This is a genomic window from Streptococcus mitis (assembly GCF_946188585.1).
Classification (GTDB): Bacteria; Bacillota; Bacilli; order Lactobacillales; family Streptococcaceae; genus Streptococcus; species Streptococcus mitis_DG.
Genome location: NZ_CAMHVI010000003.1, coordinates 1 through 16,358, shown reverse-complemented (window position 1 = coordinate 16,358; position 16,358 = coordinate 1). Strand labels below are relative to the sequence as shown.

Annotated in this window: 12 protein-coding genes and 2 pseudogenes; 12 read left to right on the top strand and 2 right to left on the bottom strand. The window is 38.6% G+C overall.

Going from position 1 to position 16,358, the window contains the following annotated elements:
- The first annotated feature begins 4 nt into the window (after positions 1-4).
- Together N8M66_RS04895 and tuf are read left to right on the top strand one after the other, a co-directional pair.
- Positions 5-1,114, top strand: a complete 1,110-nt coding sequence (locus N8M66_RS04895; RefSeq protein ID WP_261045956.1) for an AI-2E family transporter — start codon at positions 5-7, stop codon at positions 1,112-1,114.
- A gap of 206 nt (positions 1,115-1,320) precedes the next feature.
- The gene (gene tuf, locus N8M66_RS04890) at positions 1,321-2,517 is read left to right on the top strand and encodes an elongation factor Tu (RefSeq protein ID WP_001040726.1); all 1,197 of its coding nucleotides are present in this window, start codon (positions 1,321-1,323) and stop codon (positions 2,515-2,517) included.
- Between the two features lie 282 nt (positions 2,518-2,799).
- On the opposite strand, the gene N8M66_RS04885 is transcribed toward tuf, so the two are convergent.
- Positions 2,800-3,813, bottom strand: a complete 1,014-nt coding sequence (locus N8M66_RS04885; RefSeq protein WP_261045955.1) for a lactonase family protein — start codon at positions 3,811-3,813, stop codon at positions 2,800-2,802.
- 154 nt (positions 3,814-3,967) lie between these two features.
- Here N8M66_RS04885 and N8M66_RS04880 point away from each other — a divergent pair, with 154 nt between their 5' ends.
- Positions 3,968-5,134 carry an AI-2E family transporter gene (locus N8M66_RS04880; RefSeq protein WP_261045954.1) on the top strand — a complete coding sequence of 389 codons (1,167 nt, stop codon included), beginning with the start codon at positions 3,968-3,970 and terminating at the stop codon, positions 5,132-5,134.
- Entirely contained in the window at positions 5,124-6,359 is a 1,236-nt protein-coding gene (locus N8M66_RS04875) for a tetratricopeptide repeat protein (protein WP_261045953.1), read from the top strand. Before N8M66_RS04880 ends, N8M66_RS04875 begins: the two co-directional genes overlap by 11 nt.
- Positions 6,360-7,040: 681 nt before the next feature.
- Here the strand turns inward: N8M66_RS04875 and N8M66_RS04870 are convergent.
- Complete coding sequence (locus tag N8M66_RS04870; protein ID WP_023942623.1) at positions 7,041-8,027, bottom strand: L-lactate dehydrogenase; 987 nt, start codon at positions 8,025-8,027, stop codon at positions 7,041-7,043.
- A 193-nt stretch (positions 8,028-8,220) separates the two neighbouring features.
- Here N8M66_RS04870 and gyrA point away from each other — a divergent pair, with 193 nt between their 5' ends.
- From gyrA to N8M66_RS04830, 8 genes and pseudogenes are all read left to right on the top strand, one after another.
- On the top strand, positions 8,221-10,689 hold the full coding sequence (gene gyrA / locus N8M66_RS04865) for a DNA gyrase subunit A (protein WP_261045952.1): 2,469 nt from the start codon (positions 8,221-8,223) through the stop codon (positions 10,687-10,689).
- On the top strand, positions 10,689-11,432 hold the full coding sequence (locus N8M66_RS04860; RefSeq protein WP_033681684.1) for a class A sortase: 744 nt from the start codon (positions 10,689-10,691) through the stop codon (positions 11,430-11,432). The genes gyrA and N8M66_RS04860 overlap by 1 nt, the downstream gene beginning before the upstream one ends.
- A gap of 143 nt (positions 11,433-11,575) precedes the next feature.
- Positions 11,576-12,373 (top strand): formate/nitrite transporter family protein, encoded by a 798-nt coding sequence (locus N8M66_RS04855; RefSeq protein ID WP_261045951.1) that lies wholly within the window; start codon positions 11,576-11,578, stop codon positions 12,371-12,373.
- Positions 12,374-12,519: 146 nt separating this feature from the next.
- A complete protein-coding gene (locus N8M66_RS04850; RefSeq protein ID WP_000196319.1) occupies positions 12,520-13,800 on the top strand; it encodes an O-acetylhomoserine aminocarboxypropyltransferase/cysteine synthase family protein in 1,281 nt (426 codons plus the stop codon).
- 96 nt (positions 13,801-13,896) lie between these two features.
- Positions 13,897-15,171 (top strand): DUF2130 domain-containing protein, encoded by a 1,275-nt coding sequence (locus N8M66_RS04845; protein WP_261045950.1) that lies wholly within the window; start codon positions 13,897-13,899, stop codon positions 15,169-15,171.
- A gap of 25 nt (positions 15,172-15,196) precedes the next feature.
- Entirely contained in the window at positions 15,197-15,562 is a 366-nt protein-coding gene (locus N8M66_RS04840; RefSeq protein ID WP_261045949.1) for a hypothetical protein, read from the top strand.
- 229 nt (positions 15,563-15,791) lie between these two features.
- A pseudogene (locus N8M66_RS04835) lies at positions 15,792-16,016 on the top strand (hypothetical protein); the annotation flags it as partial.
- A 9-nt stretch (positions 16,017-16,025) separates the two neighbouring features.
- Positions 16,026-16,358: pseudogene (locus N8M66_RS04830) on the top strand (hypothetical protein); the annotation flags it as partial.

The window sequence follows — 16,358 nt, the reverse complement described above, 5'->3', positions numbered from 1 at the left end:
CTTCATGTTTCGTAAGAATAAATTATTTTTTTGGACCAGTGAGATTTTACTATTAACCATCATCTTCTATTTATGGAGACAGATGGGAGCGATTATTACACCTTTTGTAAGCGTTGCAAACACTATAATGATTCCCTTTCTTTTAGGTGGTTTTTTATATTATTTGACCAATCCTATTGTAAATTTTTTACAAAAGTATTTCAAAATTAACCGTATCATTGGTATTTTATTAACCTTGTGCGCCTTGGTCTGGGGGCTAGTTATTGGGGTAGTCTATCTTTTACCGATTTTGATTAATCAGTTGACCAGTTTGATAGCAACAAGTCAGACAATTTATAGTCGTTTGCAAGATTTGATTGTGGATTTATCTACTTATCCAACCTTTCAAAATTTAGATATTCAAGCGACAATTCAACAATTAAATCTATCCTATGTAGATATTCTACAAAATATCTTAAATAGTGTGACCAATAGTGTTGGAAGTGTCTTATCTGCGCTCTTTAGTACCGTTTTGATTATTATCATGACCCCTGTGTTCTTAATTTATTTTTTGTTAGACGGTAACAAGTTCTTGCCGATGCTTGAACGTACTGTTTTAAAGCGAGATAAGCTGCATATTACAGGTCTTTTAAAAAATTTGAATACTACAATCGCTCGATATATTAGTGGAGTCGCCATTGATGCGATTATTATTGGTTGTTTAGCTTTTATCGGATATAGCGTAATCGGTTTGAAATATGCTTTGGTCTTCGCCATCTTTTCAGGGTTAGCCAATCTCATTCCTTATGTGGGACCAAGTATTGGCTTGATTCCAATGATTATCGCTAATGTCTTTACTGATCCTCATAGAATGCTGATTGCAGTTGTTTATATGCTAATTATTCAACAAGTGGATGGAAATATCCTCTACCCTCGAATCGTTGGTGGGGTAATGAAGGTTCATCCAATTACGATTTTAGTATTACTTTTGTTATCAAGTAATATCTATGGTGTCATTGGCATGATTGTCGCAGTACCAACCTATTCTATCTTGAAAGAAATATCTAAGTTTTTATCACGTTTGTATGAAAATCATAAAATAATGAAAGAACGAGAAAGAGAATTAGCTAAGTAAAAGTCAGGAGAACCCTGATTTTTCTTTTTATTTAGGCAAGTGATAGGAGTGGAAGTGGCGTTTAGATTAGTAGATTAAGAATAATTCACAAAAACTTTGTAAAACACTTGCAATTTAGCTGAAATTTGATAAAATAGTAAGGAAAGTTAGACTGTATTGCCTACTGTCTATCTATAAAATATATTTTATTGGAGGCTTTTACTCAAATGGCAAAAGAAAAATACGATCGTAGTAAACCACACGTTAACATTGGTACTATCGGACACGTTGACCACGGTAAAACTACCCTAACTGCAGCTATCACAACTGTTTTGGCACGTCGCTTGCCTTCATCAGTTAACCAACCTAAAGACTATGCGTCTATCGATGCTGCTCCAGAAGAACGCGAACGCGGTATCACAATCAACACTGCGCACGTTGAGTACGAAACTGAAAAACGTCACTACGCTCACATCGACGCTCCAGGACACGCGGACTACGTTAAAAACATGATCACTGGTGCCGCTCAAATGGACGGAGCTATCCTTGTAGTAGCTTCAACTGACGGACCAATGCCACAAACTCGTGAGCACATCCTTCTTTCACGTCAGGTTGGTGTTAAACACCTTATCGTCTTCATGAACAAAGTTGACTTGGTTGACGACGAAGAATTGCTTGAATTGGTTGAAATGGAAATCCGTGACCTATTGTCAGAATACGACTTCCCAGGTGACGATCTTCCAGTTATCCAAGGTTCAGCTCTTAAAGCCCTTGAAGGTGACACTAAATACGAAGACATCGTTATGGAATTGATGAACACAGTTGATGAGTACATCCCAGAACCAGAACGTGACACTGACAAACCATTGCTTCTTCCAGTCGAAGACGTATTCTCAATCACTGGACGTGGTACAGTTGCTTCAGGACGTATCGACCGTGGTATCGTTAAAGTCAATGACGAAATCGAAATCGTTGGTATCAAAGAAGAAACTCAAAAAGCAGTTGTTACTGGTGTTGAAATGTTCCGTAAACAACTTGACGAAGGTCTTGCCGGAGATAACGTAGGTGTCCTTCTTCGTGGTGTTCAACGTGACGAAATCGAACGTGGACAAGTTATCGCTAAACCAGGTTCAATCAACCCACACACTAAATTCAAAGGTGAAGTTTACATCCTTACTAAAGAAGAAGGTGGACGTCACACTCCATTCTTCAACAACTACCGTCCACAATTCTACTTCCGTACTACTGACGTTACAGGTTCAATCGAACTTCCAGCAGGTACTGAAATGGTAATGCCTGGTGATAACGTGACAATCGACGTTGAGTTGATCCACCCAATCGCCGTAGAACAAGGTACTACATTCTCTATCCGTGAGGGTGGACGTACTGTTGGTTCAGGTATGGTTACAGAAATCGAAGCTTAATTCGATTTAGTTCCCAGAAGAACAATTATTTAAGTCAGACACTAAAAGAATCTTGCTTTGCAAGGTTCTTTTTCATTATGTCACTATTAGTCCGTCTAGCTCCGTTAGGTGTGAGACAAATAAATGATGTCTGTGAAATATTTTTACTTTTCATGGAAAAATTGTTTTGAGAAAGATTCTATCTTTTTTTGGGGAGTAATTTGTAGATATAAAAAAGACAAACACTAAAATAATGTTTGTCTATGGTGTGTAGAACTTGTTAGAAGTGTGGTTATAATTGTCTTAATTAGCAAATCTGATGCAGACCGCTTCTGGGACATGGAAGTCATTAGAAAGTTCTGCTAGACGACCAGTTTCAGGATTGCGTTTAAAGACGGTTGCATTGTCAGAGTCTTGATGGATAGCAATGACAAATTCTTGATCCGGTGTCAAATCAAAATCACGTGGAGTCTGACCATGAGTCGGAACGATTTCTAACAACTCTAAACTACCGTCCGCAAGGATTGTATATACTGCGATAGAATCATGACCACGGTTAGAAGCGTAGAGATATTTACCGTCTTTAGAGAGACGAATAGCAGCAGTTCCATTAAAGCCTTCATAACCGTCTGGTAGAGTTGAAATGACTTGCATACGTTCAAATTCACCAACACCATCGTAAATTAAAATCTCGATAGTGCTATTGAGTTCACAAATCAGATAAGCGATTTTATAGTGGTTATGGAAAATGATATGGCGTGAGCCTGCTCCTGGCTGGCTATGGTAGGTATAGAGTTTAGATAATTTTCCTTCTTGATCAAGATCATAAGTGATGACTTGGTCAGTTCCCAAGTCGCAAGTCACTAGATAGTGGTCAGGTGTTAAATCTGTATAGTGAACATGTGGAGAAGCTTGATTTTCATGTGGACCTTGGCCACTGTGTTGATCCACATCACTAAGTAGAAGACGACCATCTTCCTGACGTTTATAAACAAGGACCTGTCCCTTGTGGTAGTTTGCTGCGTACACCAAATCACGCTTTTCATCAACGGCAACATAACAGTGGGGTGCTCCCTCTTCCACGACATGATTTAATAAGGTACCGTCAGTTTGATAGGCAGCGATTCCTCCCTTATCGTCTTGGCTACCAACAGTGTATAAATGTTGGTGCTGATCAAAAGCAAGATAGGTTGGACTTGGTTCAGGAGCAAAAAGTTCTAGATTTGCAAGTTGACCAGTTTCTGTATCAAAGTCCGCTTTGTAAATCCCTTGGGAAGTACGACGTGTGTATGTTCCAAAATAAACAGTTTCTTTCATAACTTTACCTCTATATAAAAGATAAGACTATTATATCACAAAATGAATTTATAATATGCTATGCGGTGCAATTCAATGGAATGTAAGCACTTTAAAAAACAGTTATTTTGATTTAAAAATGGTATAATGAGAGAATAATAGAAAGGAAGTATTTATGGAGCAAAAAGAGAAACAGTTTAGCCTATCTTGGTTTTTCAAATGGTTTTTGGATAACAAGGCAATTACGGTATTTTTGGTAACCTTATTATTGGGACTGAATCTTTTTATTTTAAGCAAGATTAGTTTTCTATTTTCACCGGTTCTAGACTTTTTGGCAGTTGTGATGTTGCCAGTCATTCTATCTGGTTTGCTATATTATTTATTAAATCCTATTGTTGATTGGATGGAGAAGCATAAGATTAATCGTGTCATCGCAATCAGTATTGTCTTTGTCATCATCGCTCTCTTTATCATTTGGGGCTTGGCAGTCGCCATTCCAAATCTGCAACGTCAAGTTTTAAGTTTTGCAAGGAATGTTCCAGTCTACCTCGAAGATGCAGACAGAGTTGTTAATGATTTGGTCACCAAGCGTTTACCAGATGATTTCAGACCTCAATTAGAGCAAGTTTTAACAAACTTCTCTAGTCAGGCTACAGTTTGGGCAAGTAAGGTTTCTTCTCAGGCAGTCAACTGGGTGAGCGCCTTTATTAGCGGGGCATCTCAAGTGATTGTTGCCTTGATTATCGTTCCTTTCATGCTCTTTTACCTTTTGCGTGATGGGAAAGGCTTGCGTAACTATTTAACCCAATTCATGCCAACGAAATTGAAGGAACCTGTAGGACAGGTTTTGTCAGATGTGAATCAACAGTTGTCCAACTATGTTAGAGGACAAGTAACAGTGGCTATTATTGTAGCAGTAATGTTTATCATCTTCTTCAAAATCATTGGTCTACGCTATGCAGTTACGTTGGGGGTTACTGCTGGTATTTTAAATCTGGTTCCTTATTTGGGTAGCTTCTTAGCCATGCTTCCTGCCCTAGTATTGGGCTTGATTGCTGGGCCAGTCATGCTGTTAAAAGTAGTGATTGTCTTTATCGTAGAACAAACTATTGAAGGCCGTTTTGTCTCTCCATTGATTTTGGGAAGTCAATTAAACATCCATCCCATTAATGTTCTTTTTGTCTTGTTAACTTCAGGATCCATGTTTGGTATCTGGGGAGTCTTGCTCGGTATTCCAGTTTATGCCTCTGCTAAAGTTGTCATTTCAGCGATTTTTGAATGGTATAAGGTAGTCAGTGGCCTATATGAACTAGAGGGAGAGGAAATCAAGAGTGAACAATAGTCAACAGATGTTACAGGCCTTGGAAGAGCAAGATTTAACCAAGGCTGAGCACTATTTCGTCAAAGCTTTAGAAAATGATCCAAGTGACCTTCTGTATGAGTTAGCTACTTATCTTGAAGGAATTGGTTTTTATCCTCAGGCAAAGGAAATTTACCTGAAAATCGTAGAGGATTTTCCAGAGGTTCATCTTAATCTAGCAGCTATTGCTAGCGAGGATGGTCAAATCGAAGAAGCCTTTGCCTATCTAGAGGAAATACAAGCTGACAGTGACTGGTATGTTTCGGCTTTGGCGCTTAAGGCAGACCTTTACCAGATGGAAGGTTTGACAGATGTGGCGCGTGAGAAATTACTAGAAGCCTTGAGCTATTCAGAGGATCCTCTCTTGATATTGGGCTTGGCAGAGTTGGATAGTGAGTTGGAAAATTACCAAGAAGCTATTCAAGGCTATGCCCAGTTAGATAATCGCTCGATTTATGAGCAAACAGGCATTTCTACCTATCAACGAATTGGCTTTGCCTATGCCCAGTTAGGGAAATTTGAAACGGCTATACAGTTTTTAGAAAAAGCCTTGGAGTTAGAATACGATGACCTAACAGCTTTTGAGTTAGCCAGTCTTTACTTTGATAGAGAAGAATACCAAAAAGCTGTCCTCTACTTTAAGCAACTTGATACCATTTCACCTGATTTTGAGGGATATGAGTATGGTTACAGTCAGGCCTTGCATAAGGAGCATCAAGTTCAAGAAGCCCTGCGTATCGCTCAGCAAGGCTTGGAGAAAAATCCTTTTGAAACAAGACTCTTGTTAGCAGCTTCACAATTTTCATATGAATTACATGATGCCAGTGGTGCAGAAAACTATCTCCTTACTGCTAAAGAAGATGCTGAGGATACGGAAGAAATCTTACTCCGTCTAGCTACTATTTATCTAGAACAGGAACGTTATGAGGACATTCTAGACTTACAAAGTGATGAGCCAGAGAATCTTTTGACCAAGTGGATGATTGCTCGTTCCTATCAAGAAATGGACGATTTGGATACTGCCTACGAGCATTATCAAGAGTTGGCAGGAGATTTAAAGGACAATCCAGAGTTTCTGGAACACTATATCTATCTCTTGCGTGAATTGGGTTATTTTGAAGAAGCAAAAGTCAATGCGCAAGCTTACTTAAAACTGGTTCCAGATGATGTACAAATGCAAGAATTGTATGAGAGATTGCAGGAATAAAATGTTTTAAAGCTATATCTTATCATTTTTCATAGTATCATCTACAGGTTATTTTATCTATTGTATGGTGAGAGTATATTTGAGTTGTTGTGTTTGTATTCGAATTTACAATACAATACATAAGAAGTGAGATAAGTAATATTTTGAAAAGTACAATCTTAGATTTTATAACAATAAAAAGAAAAGTTCTCATTTTATAAGAAACTCAGACTGAAAACAAAGCCCTTAGATTAAAAGTTTCTAAGGGCATTTTTTCTAAAGTCGTATAATAGATGTCAGAAAAGTTGTGAGATGTTTTCTATGTTTCATAAAGAAAATCCAGACAATAACCGCAATCAGGTTGTCTTTTACACGCTAGATGAACTCGTTCCGCAAGAACATTTTCTTAGTCAGATTGGACAAGTTATTGATTTTCCTTCATCTATGACTGAATCGTATCCAATAACCACAAATATACTCACAAAGTTTTGATAATCAAGCTAAGTTTATGTGGAAGTTAAGATTGACTTAAATCGGAAAAACCACGGAAAACAGGGCGGGAAATTTTTTTGCATTGAAAAGTATTTTATCGAGGTTTCGATTTTTTTAAGGATAGGAAATCTGAAGAAATAAAAAAGACAAACACTAGAATGATGTTTGTCTTCGGTATGGAGTTCTCATTTAATGAGAACCTAGTTACAATTAGTTTTTAGAAGCTTCTTGGAATTCTGGGTTTTTCCATGCTTCGTCAATGATAGCTTGTAATTCTTTAGCAGATGCTTGCATTTTTTGAGTTTCTGCGTCGTTCAATGGGATATTTACTGGACGAACAATACCATGTGCACCAACAACAGCTGGTTGACCGATAAAGACGTTTTTAACTCCGTATTGACCTTCTTGGAATACTGAAAGTGGAAGTACTGCGTTTTCATCGTCAAGGATTGCTTTAGTAATACGAGCAAGAGCTACTGCGATACCGTAGTATGTTGCACCTTTTTTGTTGATGATTGTGTAAGCTGCGTCACGAACACCTTCGAACAATTCAATCAATTCAGCTTCTTGAACGTTTTGAGTATCTTTAAGGAATTCTTCAAGGTTTACACCAGCGATGTTTGCGTGTGACCAAACAGCGAACTCAGAGTCACCGTGTTCACCCATGATGTAGGCGTGAACTGAACGAGCATCAACATCCAATTTTTCAGCAAGTGCTTGACGGAAACGAGCTGAGTCAAGTGAAGTACCTGAACCGATAACGCGTTCTTTAGGGAAGCCAGAGAATTTCCAAGTTGAGTAAGTCAAGACGTCAACTGGGTTAGCAGCAACAAGGAAGATACCTTTGAAACCTGATTCAACAACTTGAGTTACGATTGATTTGTTGATAGCAAGGTTTTTACCTACAAGGTCAAGACGAGTTTCACCTGGTTTTTGAGGCGCACCTGCAGTGATTACAACAAGGTCAGCGTCTGCACAGTCAGAGTATTGAGCTGCATAGATTTTTTTAGGTGAAGTGAAAGCAAGGGCGTGACTAAGGTCAAGCGCGTCACCAACAGCTTTTTCATGCAATTGTGGAATTTCGATAATTCCAAGCTCTTGTGCAATTCCTTGGTTAACAAGTGCAAAAGCGTAAGAAGAACCTACAGCACCATCACCGACAAGGATAACTTTTTTGTGTTGTTTAGTTGAAGTCATTATTCTAAACATCTCCTTAATTTTATTCAGGGATTTCCCCAGTTATTTCAATTCTATCACTTTTAAAAAACTTTGTCACGGATATGCTTTGCAGTTCTTGATGTAAACGTTTTAGTGGTTTTAGATACCTGAAATATGGCGGACATTATGGTATAATATATTTTATACTAATAGTGAAATGAGGCATTTATTAATGCAGGATAGAAATTTAGTGAATGTCAATCTGACAAAGGAGATGAAGACGAGCTTTATCGACTACGCCATGAGTGTTATCGTAGCGCGGGCTCTTCCTGATGTTCGAGATGGCTTGAAACCTGTTCACCGTCGGATTCTCTACGGAATGAATGAATTGGGTGTTACTCCAGACAAACCTCATAAAAAATCTGCTCGTATTACAGGGGATGTCATGGGTAAATATCACCCACACGGGGATTCCTCGATCTATGAAGCTATGGTCCGTATGGCTCAATGGTGGAGCTATCGTTACATGCTTGTAGATGGCCACGGAAACTTTGGTTCTATGGATGGAGACGGTGCTGCCGCCCAGCGTTATACTGAGGCACGTATGAGCAAAATTGCTCTGGAAATGCTTCGTGACATCAATAAAAATACGGTTGATTTCGTTGATAACTATGATGCCAATGAACGTGAACCTTTAGTCCTTCCAGCTCGTTTTCCAAACCTTTTGGTTAATGGAGCTACTGGTATTGCCGTTGGGATGGCAACCAATATTCCCCCTCACAACTTGGGAGAAACCATTGATGCTGTGAAGTTGGTAATGGACAATCCTGAAGTGACTACTAAGGACTTGATGGAAGTCTTGCCTGGGCCAGATTTTCCAACTGGAGCCCTTGTTATGGGGAAATCAGGTATTCATAAGGCTTATGAAACAGGTAAAGGTTCGATTGTTCTCCGTTCTCGTACTGAAATTGAAGAAACTAAGACTGGCCGTGAGCGCATCGTTGTAACAGAATTTCCTTACATGGTTAATAAAACCAAGGTGCATGAGCATATTGTTCGTTTGGTTCAGGAGAAACGCATTGAGGGCATCACAGCAGTCCGTGATGAGTCAAACCGCGAAGGGGTTCGTTTCGTGATCGAGGTCAAGCGAGATGCCTCAGCCAATGTTATCCTTAATAATCTCTTCAAGATGACCCAGATGCAAACCAACTTTGGTTTCAATATGCTTGCTATCCAAAATGGGGTGCCGAAGATTTTGTCTCTTCGTCAGATTTTGGATGCTTATATCGAACACCAAAAAGAAGTGGTTGTTCGTCGTACTCGTTTTGATAAGGAAAAAGCGGAAGCACGTGCTCATATTTTAGAAGGTCTCTTGATTGCGCTAGACCACATCGACGAAGTGATTCGTATCATCCGTGCTAGTGAAACGGATGCGGAAGCGCAAGCTGAGTTGATGAGCAAGTTCAAGCTTTCTGAACGTCAAAGTCAAGCTATCCTTGATATGCGTCTTCGTCGTTTGACAGGTTTGGAACGAGATAAGATTCAGTCTGAGTATGATGATCTCTTGGCTCTGATTGCCGATTTAGCAGATATTCTTGCTAAGCCGGAACGTGTTTCTCAAATCATTAAAGATGAATTAGACGAAGTCAAGCGTAAGTTTGGCGACCAACGTCGTACTGAATTGATGGTCGGTGAAGTCTTGAGTCTTGAAGATGAGGATTTGATTGAAGAATCGGATGTCTTGATTACACTGTCTAACAAAGGCTACATCAAACGTCTGGACCAAGCTGAGTTTACCGCTCAAAAACGAGGAGGTCGTGGTGTCCAAGGTACAGGTGTTAAGGATGATGATTTTGTTCGTGAGTTAGTGTCAACTAGCACCCATGATCACCTACTCTTCTTTACAAATAAAGGACGTGTCTATCGCCTGAAAGGCTATGAAATTCCTGAGTATGGCCGTACAGCTAAGGGCTTGCCAATCGTCAATCTTTTGAAATTAGATGAAGGTGAAAGTATTCAGACCATCATCAATGTTGAATCTGAACGCAGTGATGATGCTTATCTCTTCTTCACAACTCGTCATGGTATTGTGAAGAGAACCAGCGTTAAGGAATTCGCTAACATTCGTCAGAATGGACTCAAGGCTTTAAATCTCAAGGATGAAGATGAATTGATTAATGTCTTGCTGACAGAAGAGGACACGGATATTATCATTGGTACCAAGTTTGGTTATGCAGTTCGCTTTAATCAATCAGCCGTTCGTGGCATGAGTCGTATCGCCACTGGTGTGAAAGGTGTCAATCTCCGTGACGGAGACACAGTTGTTGGTGCTAGTGTGATTACAGACCAGGACGAGGTTCTTATCATCACTGAAAAAGGATATGGTAAGCGCACCGTTGCGACTGAATATCCAACAAAAGGTCGTGGTGGTAAAGGGATGCAAACTGCTAAAATTACTGAAAAGAATGGTTCTCTTGCTGGTCTTATGACCGTTACAGGCGATGAAGATTTGATGATTATCACTGATACTGGTGTCATGATTCGAACTAACGTTGCCAATATTTCACAAACAGGTCGCTCAACTATGGGAGTTAAAGTGATGCGCCTGGACCAAGATGCTAAAATTGTAACCTTTACGACGGTTGCAGCGGCAGAAAAAGAAGAAGTTGGGGCAGAAAACGAAACAGAAGGTGAAGTATAATGTCTCATAAAAAGAATAATAAGAAAATCAAACGAAAAAATCTGCTGACAAATATCTTGGCTGTATTTCTCATACTGATCTCTATTGCTTTAATTTTTAATGCAAAGATTCGTGATGCATTTATTGCTTGGAATAGTAATAAATACCAAGTTAGTCAAGTATCAAAAGAAAAAATAGAAGAAAATCAGGATACAGAGGGAAATTTTGATTTTGATTCAGTAAAAGCCATTTCCTCTGAAGCTGTTTTAGCCTCTCAATGGGATAATCAAAAATTACCTGTTATCGGAGGAATTGCAATACCTGAGCTTGAAATTAATTTACCTATCTTTAAGGGGATTGCAAATGTCAATCTTTTATACGGTGCGGGTACCATGAAGCGTGACCAAGAAATGGGTAAAGGGAATTATTCATTAGCTAGCCATCATATTTTCACAGGTGATAATGCTAGTCAGATGCTTTTTTCTCCACTAGATCGTGCGAAAAAAGGGATGAAAATTCACTTGACAGATAAGAATAAAGTGTATACCTATGAAATTAGTGAAGTGAAACGAGTTACACCAGATAGAGTAGATGAAATTGATGACCGAACTGGTGTTGATGAAATTACTTTAGTAACTTGTGAGGATGCAGCAGCTACTGAGCGGATCATTGTAAAGGGTGATTTGAAAGAAACAAAAGATTATTCACAAACATCTGACGAAATTTTAACAGCCTTCAATCAACCATATAAACAATTTTATTAGTTCTAAAAGAATCAGTGAAGATTAAGTTTCATTGATTCTTTTAATATTTTTGTAAAATAAACTTTTATAAAATACAGAAAACGTTTCCTTAATTCTAAAGTTTGTGATATAATTATCACAAATAAAAGTTTTAGGAGTTTATTATGGTTTCTTCAGAATTTATCTCAAAGATTGAATTTGCTTGTAAGAAAAAGGAAAGTCTTTATAATAAAAGCAAATTTAAGTATGCGATTCGTTCTATGTTTGCAGGTGCATTTTTAACCTTCAGTACAGCTGCTGGTGCAGTTGGGGCTGACTTGATTAATAAAATTGCACCAGGTAGTGGACGCTTCCTCTTCCCATTTGTCTTTGCTTGGGGATTGGCCTACATTGTTTTCTTGAATGCCGAGTTGGTAACATCAAACATGATGTTTTTGACTGCTGGTAGTTTCTTGAAAAAAATCTCTTGGAGAAAAACAGCTGAGATTTTACTGTACTGTACCTTGTTCAACCTTATCGGAGCCTTGATAGCAGGTTGGGGCTTTGCCCACTCAGCAGCTTATGCACATCTGACACACGATAGTTTCATCTCAGGGGTTGTTGAGATGAAGTTAGGCCGTTCAAATGAATTAGTCTTACTTGAGGCTATTCTGGCAAATATTTTTGTTAATATTGCGATTCTTTCATTTGTTTTGGTCAAAGATGGCGGCGCTAAACTATGGCTCGTTTTATCAGCAATTTACATGTTTGTATTCTTAACAAACGAGCACATCGCTGCGAACTTTGCTTCTTTCGCGATTGTGAAATTCAGTGTTGCTGCGGATTCAATTGCTAACTTTGGTGTTGGAAATATGCTTCGTCACTGGGGTGTAACCTTCATTGGAAACTTTATCGGAGGAGGCCTCTTGATGGGTCTTCCATATGCCTTCCTCAATAAAAATGAAGATACTTACGTAGATTAAGAAAATGAGTACGATTAAGTCGTGCTTTTTCGTTTTTAAAATAGGGTAATAGCTATTTCTTATATCAAAATATAGAAAACTGATATTTGTAAACTATACCTTAAGGTGCTACAATATCCTTAATCAAACTATTTGGAGGTCGTTTTATGACTCGTGATTTTAAATTTGAAACTTTGCAACTACATGCTGGTCAAGTTGTGGATCCAGCTACCAAGTCTCGTGCAGTGCCAATTTATCAGACAACGTCTTTTGTTTTTGATGACACGCAGGAAGGTGCCGATTTGTTTGCCTTGAGAAAGCCAGGTAATATCTATACTCGTATCACCAACCCTACAACAGCTGCCTTTGAAGAAAGAATTGCTGCACTTGAAGGTGGTGTTGGAGCTCTTGCAACAGCTTCAGGTATGGCCGCAGTGACTTATACGATTTTGGCGCTTGCCCACGCTGGTGACCATGTAGTGGCAGCATCAACTATCTACGGCGGGACTTTCAATCTCTTGAAAGAAACCCTTCCTCGTTATGGGATCACAACAACCTTTGTCGATGTGGATAATTTGGAGGAAGTGGAAGCGGCTATCAATGACAATACCAAGCTTGTCTTGATTGAAACCTTGGGGAATCCTTTGATTAACATTCCTGACTTGGAGAAATTGGCTGAGATTGCGCATAAACACCAGATTCCACTAGTGTCGGACAATACCTTTGCCACACCTTACTTGATTAATGTCTTTTCTCACGGTGTAGATATTGCCATTCACTCTGCGACTAAGTTTATCGGTGGACATGGTACGACTATTGGAGGAGTGATTGTTGACAGTGGTCGTTTTGACTGGGCAGCCTCAGGAAAATTCCCTCAATTTGTTGAGGAAGACCCAAGCTACCACAATTTGAGCTATACTCGTGATGTGGGTGCAGCAGCCTTTATTATTGCCGTCCGTGTCCAATTGCTCCGTGATACAGGTGCAGCCTTGTCCCCATTTAATGCATTCTTGTTACTTCAAGGACTTGAAACCCTTTCACTTCGTGTGGAACGTCACGTGCAAAATGCAGAGAAAATTGTTGATTTCCTTGTCAATCATCCTAAGGTAGAAAAAGTCAACTATCCAAAACTTGCAGATAGTCCTTATCATGCCTTGGCTGAGAAATATTTGCCAAAAGGTGTGGGGTCAATCTTTACCTTCCATGTTAAAGGTGGGGAGGCAGAAGCACGCAAGGTAATCGATAATTTGGAAATCTTTTCTGACCTTGCAAACGTAGCGGATGCTAAGTCTCTTGTTGTTCATCCAGCGACTACAACACATGGTCAGTTGTCAGAAAAAGACCTGGAAGCAGCAGGAGTCACACCAAACCAAATCCGCTTGTCTATCGGTCTTGAAAATGTAGAGGATTTGATTGAAGATTTACGCTTGGCCTTGGAAAAAATTTAAAGAAAAAAGAAGATAAACAGTGGGTTTCGACTCACTGTTTTTGATTTTCCCTCAGGCATGATATAATGGTTACAGAAGTCTAGAAAGAGGAACGATATGAACGAAATCAAATGCCCCAACTGTGGGGAAGTCTTTACAGTAAATGAAAGTCAGTATGCCGAACTTTTATCCCAAGTGAGAACGGCTGAGTTTGATAAGGAACTACACGATCGCATGAAGCAGGAACTGGCTTTGGCTGAGCAAAAGGCCATGAATGAACAACAGTCTAAACTGGCTCAAAAAGACCAAGAAATTGCGCAATTGCAGAGCCAAATCCAAAACTTTAATACAGAAAAAGAATTGGCCAAGAAAGAGGTTGAACAGACAAGCCATCAGGCTTTATTAGCAAAGGACAAGGAAGTGCAGGCATTGGAAAACCAATTGGCTACCTTGCGTTTGGAGCATGAAAATCAACTGCAAAAGACCCTTTCTGACCTTGAAAAAGAACGGGATCAGGTCAAAAATCAGCTCCTCTTGCAAGAAAAGGAAAATGAGTTATCTTTGGCTTCTGTTAAGCAAAATTACGAAGCCCAGCTTAAAGCAGCCAGTGAACAAGTCGAGTTTTACAAGAATTTTAAGGCACAACAATCTACCAAGGCAATCGGTGAAAGTCTGGAACAGTATGCGGAAAGTGAGTTTAACAAGGTCCGCAGTTTTGCCTTTCCAAATGCCTACTTTGAGAAGGATAACAAGGTCTCTGCGCGTGGGTCTAAGGGGGACTTTATCTTCCGTGAGAGTGATGAAAATGGAGTGGAAATCATTTCCATCATGTTTGAGATGAAAAATGAAGCGGACGGGACTGAGAAGAAGCACAAGAACGCAGATTTCTACAAGGAATTGGACAAGGACCGTCGTGAAAAGAACTGCGAATATGCTGTTTTGGTGACCATGCTTGAGGTTGATAATGACTACTTTAATACAGGGATTGTTGACGTCAGCCACGAGTATGAAAAGATGTATGTGGTTCGCCCTCAGTTCTTTATCCAGTTGATTGGTCTCTTACGTAATGCAGCTCTTAATTCTTTGAAATACAAGCAAGAGTTGGCCTTGGTTCGGGAGCAAAATATTGATATTACGCATTTTGAGGAAGACTTAGATGCCTTTAAGCTGGCCTTTGCTAAGAACTATAACTCTGCTTCGACTAATTTTGGTAAAGCTATCGATGAAATCGACAAGGCCATCAAACGCATGGAAGAGGTCAAGAAGTTCCTAACCACATCCGAAAACCAACTCCGCCTCGCTAACAACAAGTTGGAAGATGTTTCGGTTAAAAAACTGACACGAAAAAATCCAACTATGAAAGCTAAGTTTGAAGCATTGAACGGGGAGTAGAATTCCCTTAGGAACAGAGATTTATATGAAAAGAGCTATAGAAATTATTAGAACATGGTCAGCTGATAAAATAGAATTAATTTTTCTTAAAATTATATTTAAATATTTGCTGTATTTTTTAGTGTTTTCAACAGTAATGGTTTTTGTCTATATTTTTAACCATTCATCGACTACTTACACAAAGGTATTAACAGTATTTCTTGTCCTTCTTATATTGTTTATTCTTCTATCTAAATTATTACTAGATAGGGCTTTAATTGATATTTTATTTGAGGATATTAATTTAATAAAGTATCAGGATATTGTTGCTAGAGCTGATGCAAATTCTTTAAATAGAAATGTTCAGATTCTTCCAAAATATTTGGCAAATGCAAGAGTATCCTTTTTATAGAGGAGATTTCCAAGATAGTTTAGAATTGCTGAATAAAATAAAAAATAGTAGTCTAAAAAAATCCAAAAATCTGTACTATGTATTTCATATCAAGTATTATAGCATCCTAAACCTGGTTCATTTGAATGATTGTTTAGAATTGCAAGAATTAATGGTAGAAATTGAAGAACTAACAAGTAATGTTCAATCGCAAATTTTAAAATATCAGGAAGAAATTTTGAGTTTAAAGGCTATTGTTGATATCTATTGCAATAAAATATCAAACGACTACTTCGACACCACTGAACCTGAAAATAAGTTAGCTCGAATCATGTTTTCTTATTACGGCGCTCTCAATGCCCAATTAAAAGGTGATGAAGAACGTGCCCGTAGTTTGTTTGAAAGTATTGCCGATGAAAATCCAGAACTCTTTTATGTTCAGGAAGCGAAGAAATATTTAGAATCAGTGAAATGAGAGTAATATATGAAATTAATTGAAAAAATAGTAAGTAGGGCGACAGAAAATATTCTTCTACAAATTGAGACTATTAGTCAGTTAAGTTATATTATATCAATGATTATAGGAGCATTAGCAATTTTTTTAGAACGTCAACCTGAAACAAAACGGTGGGGTTTAATACTCGCTTTACTGATGCTACTTGTAGTCATCTGGATCTTATACCTACGTTTTGTCCTAAGCAAAGTTATTGTTCTAGTGTTACACGATTCTATTGATCTTAAGCTCTATGTAGACATGTTAAGAGTTCAATCAGAAAAATCTATTAAGCCCTTTAGGGCAACATATCGTGAGAATTAC

Coding starts and splice junctions, on each gene's coding strand:
- N8M66_RS04845 (WP_261045950.1), top strand. CDS start 13,897: ATGAACGAAATCAAATGCCCCAACTGTGGGGAAGTCTTTACAGTAAAT.
- N8M66_RS04885 (WP_261045955.1), bottom strand. CDS start 3,813: ATGAAAGAAACTGTTTATTTTGGAACATACACACGTCGTACTTCCCAA.
- gyrA (WP_261045952.1), top strand. CDS start 8,221: ATGCAGGATAGAAATTTAGTGAATGTCAATCTGACAAAGGAGATGAAG.
- N8M66_RS04880 (WP_261045954.1), top strand. CDS start 3,968: ATGGAGCAAAAAGAGAAACAGTTTAGCCTATCTTGGTTTTTCAAATGG.
- N8M66_RS04860 (WP_033681684.1), top strand. CDS start 10,689: ATGTCTCATAAAAAGAATAATAAGAAAATCAAACGAAAAAATCTGCTG.
- N8M66_RS04840 (WP_261045949.1), top strand. CDS start 15,197: ATGAAAAGAGCTATAGAAATTATTAGAACATGGTCAGCTGATAAAATA.
- N8M66_RS04895 (WP_261045956.1), top strand. CDS start 5: ATGTTTCGTAAGAATAAATTATTTTTTTGGACCAGTGAGATTTTACTA.
- N8M66_RS04855 (WP_261045951.1), top strand. CDS start 11,576: ATGGTTTCTTCAGAATTTATCTCAAAGATTGAATTTGCTTGTAAGAAA.
- N8M66_RS04870 (WP_023942623.1), bottom strand. CDS start 8,027: ATGACTTCAACTAAACAACACAAAAAAGTTATCCTTGTCGGTGATGGT.
- tuf (WP_001040726.1), top strand. CDS start 1,321: ATGGCAAAAGAAAAATACGATCGTAGTAAACCACACGTTAACATTGGT.
- N8M66_RS04850 (WP_000196319.1), top strand. CDS start 12,520: ATGACTCGTGATTTTAAATTTGAAACTTTGCAACTACATGCTGGTCAA.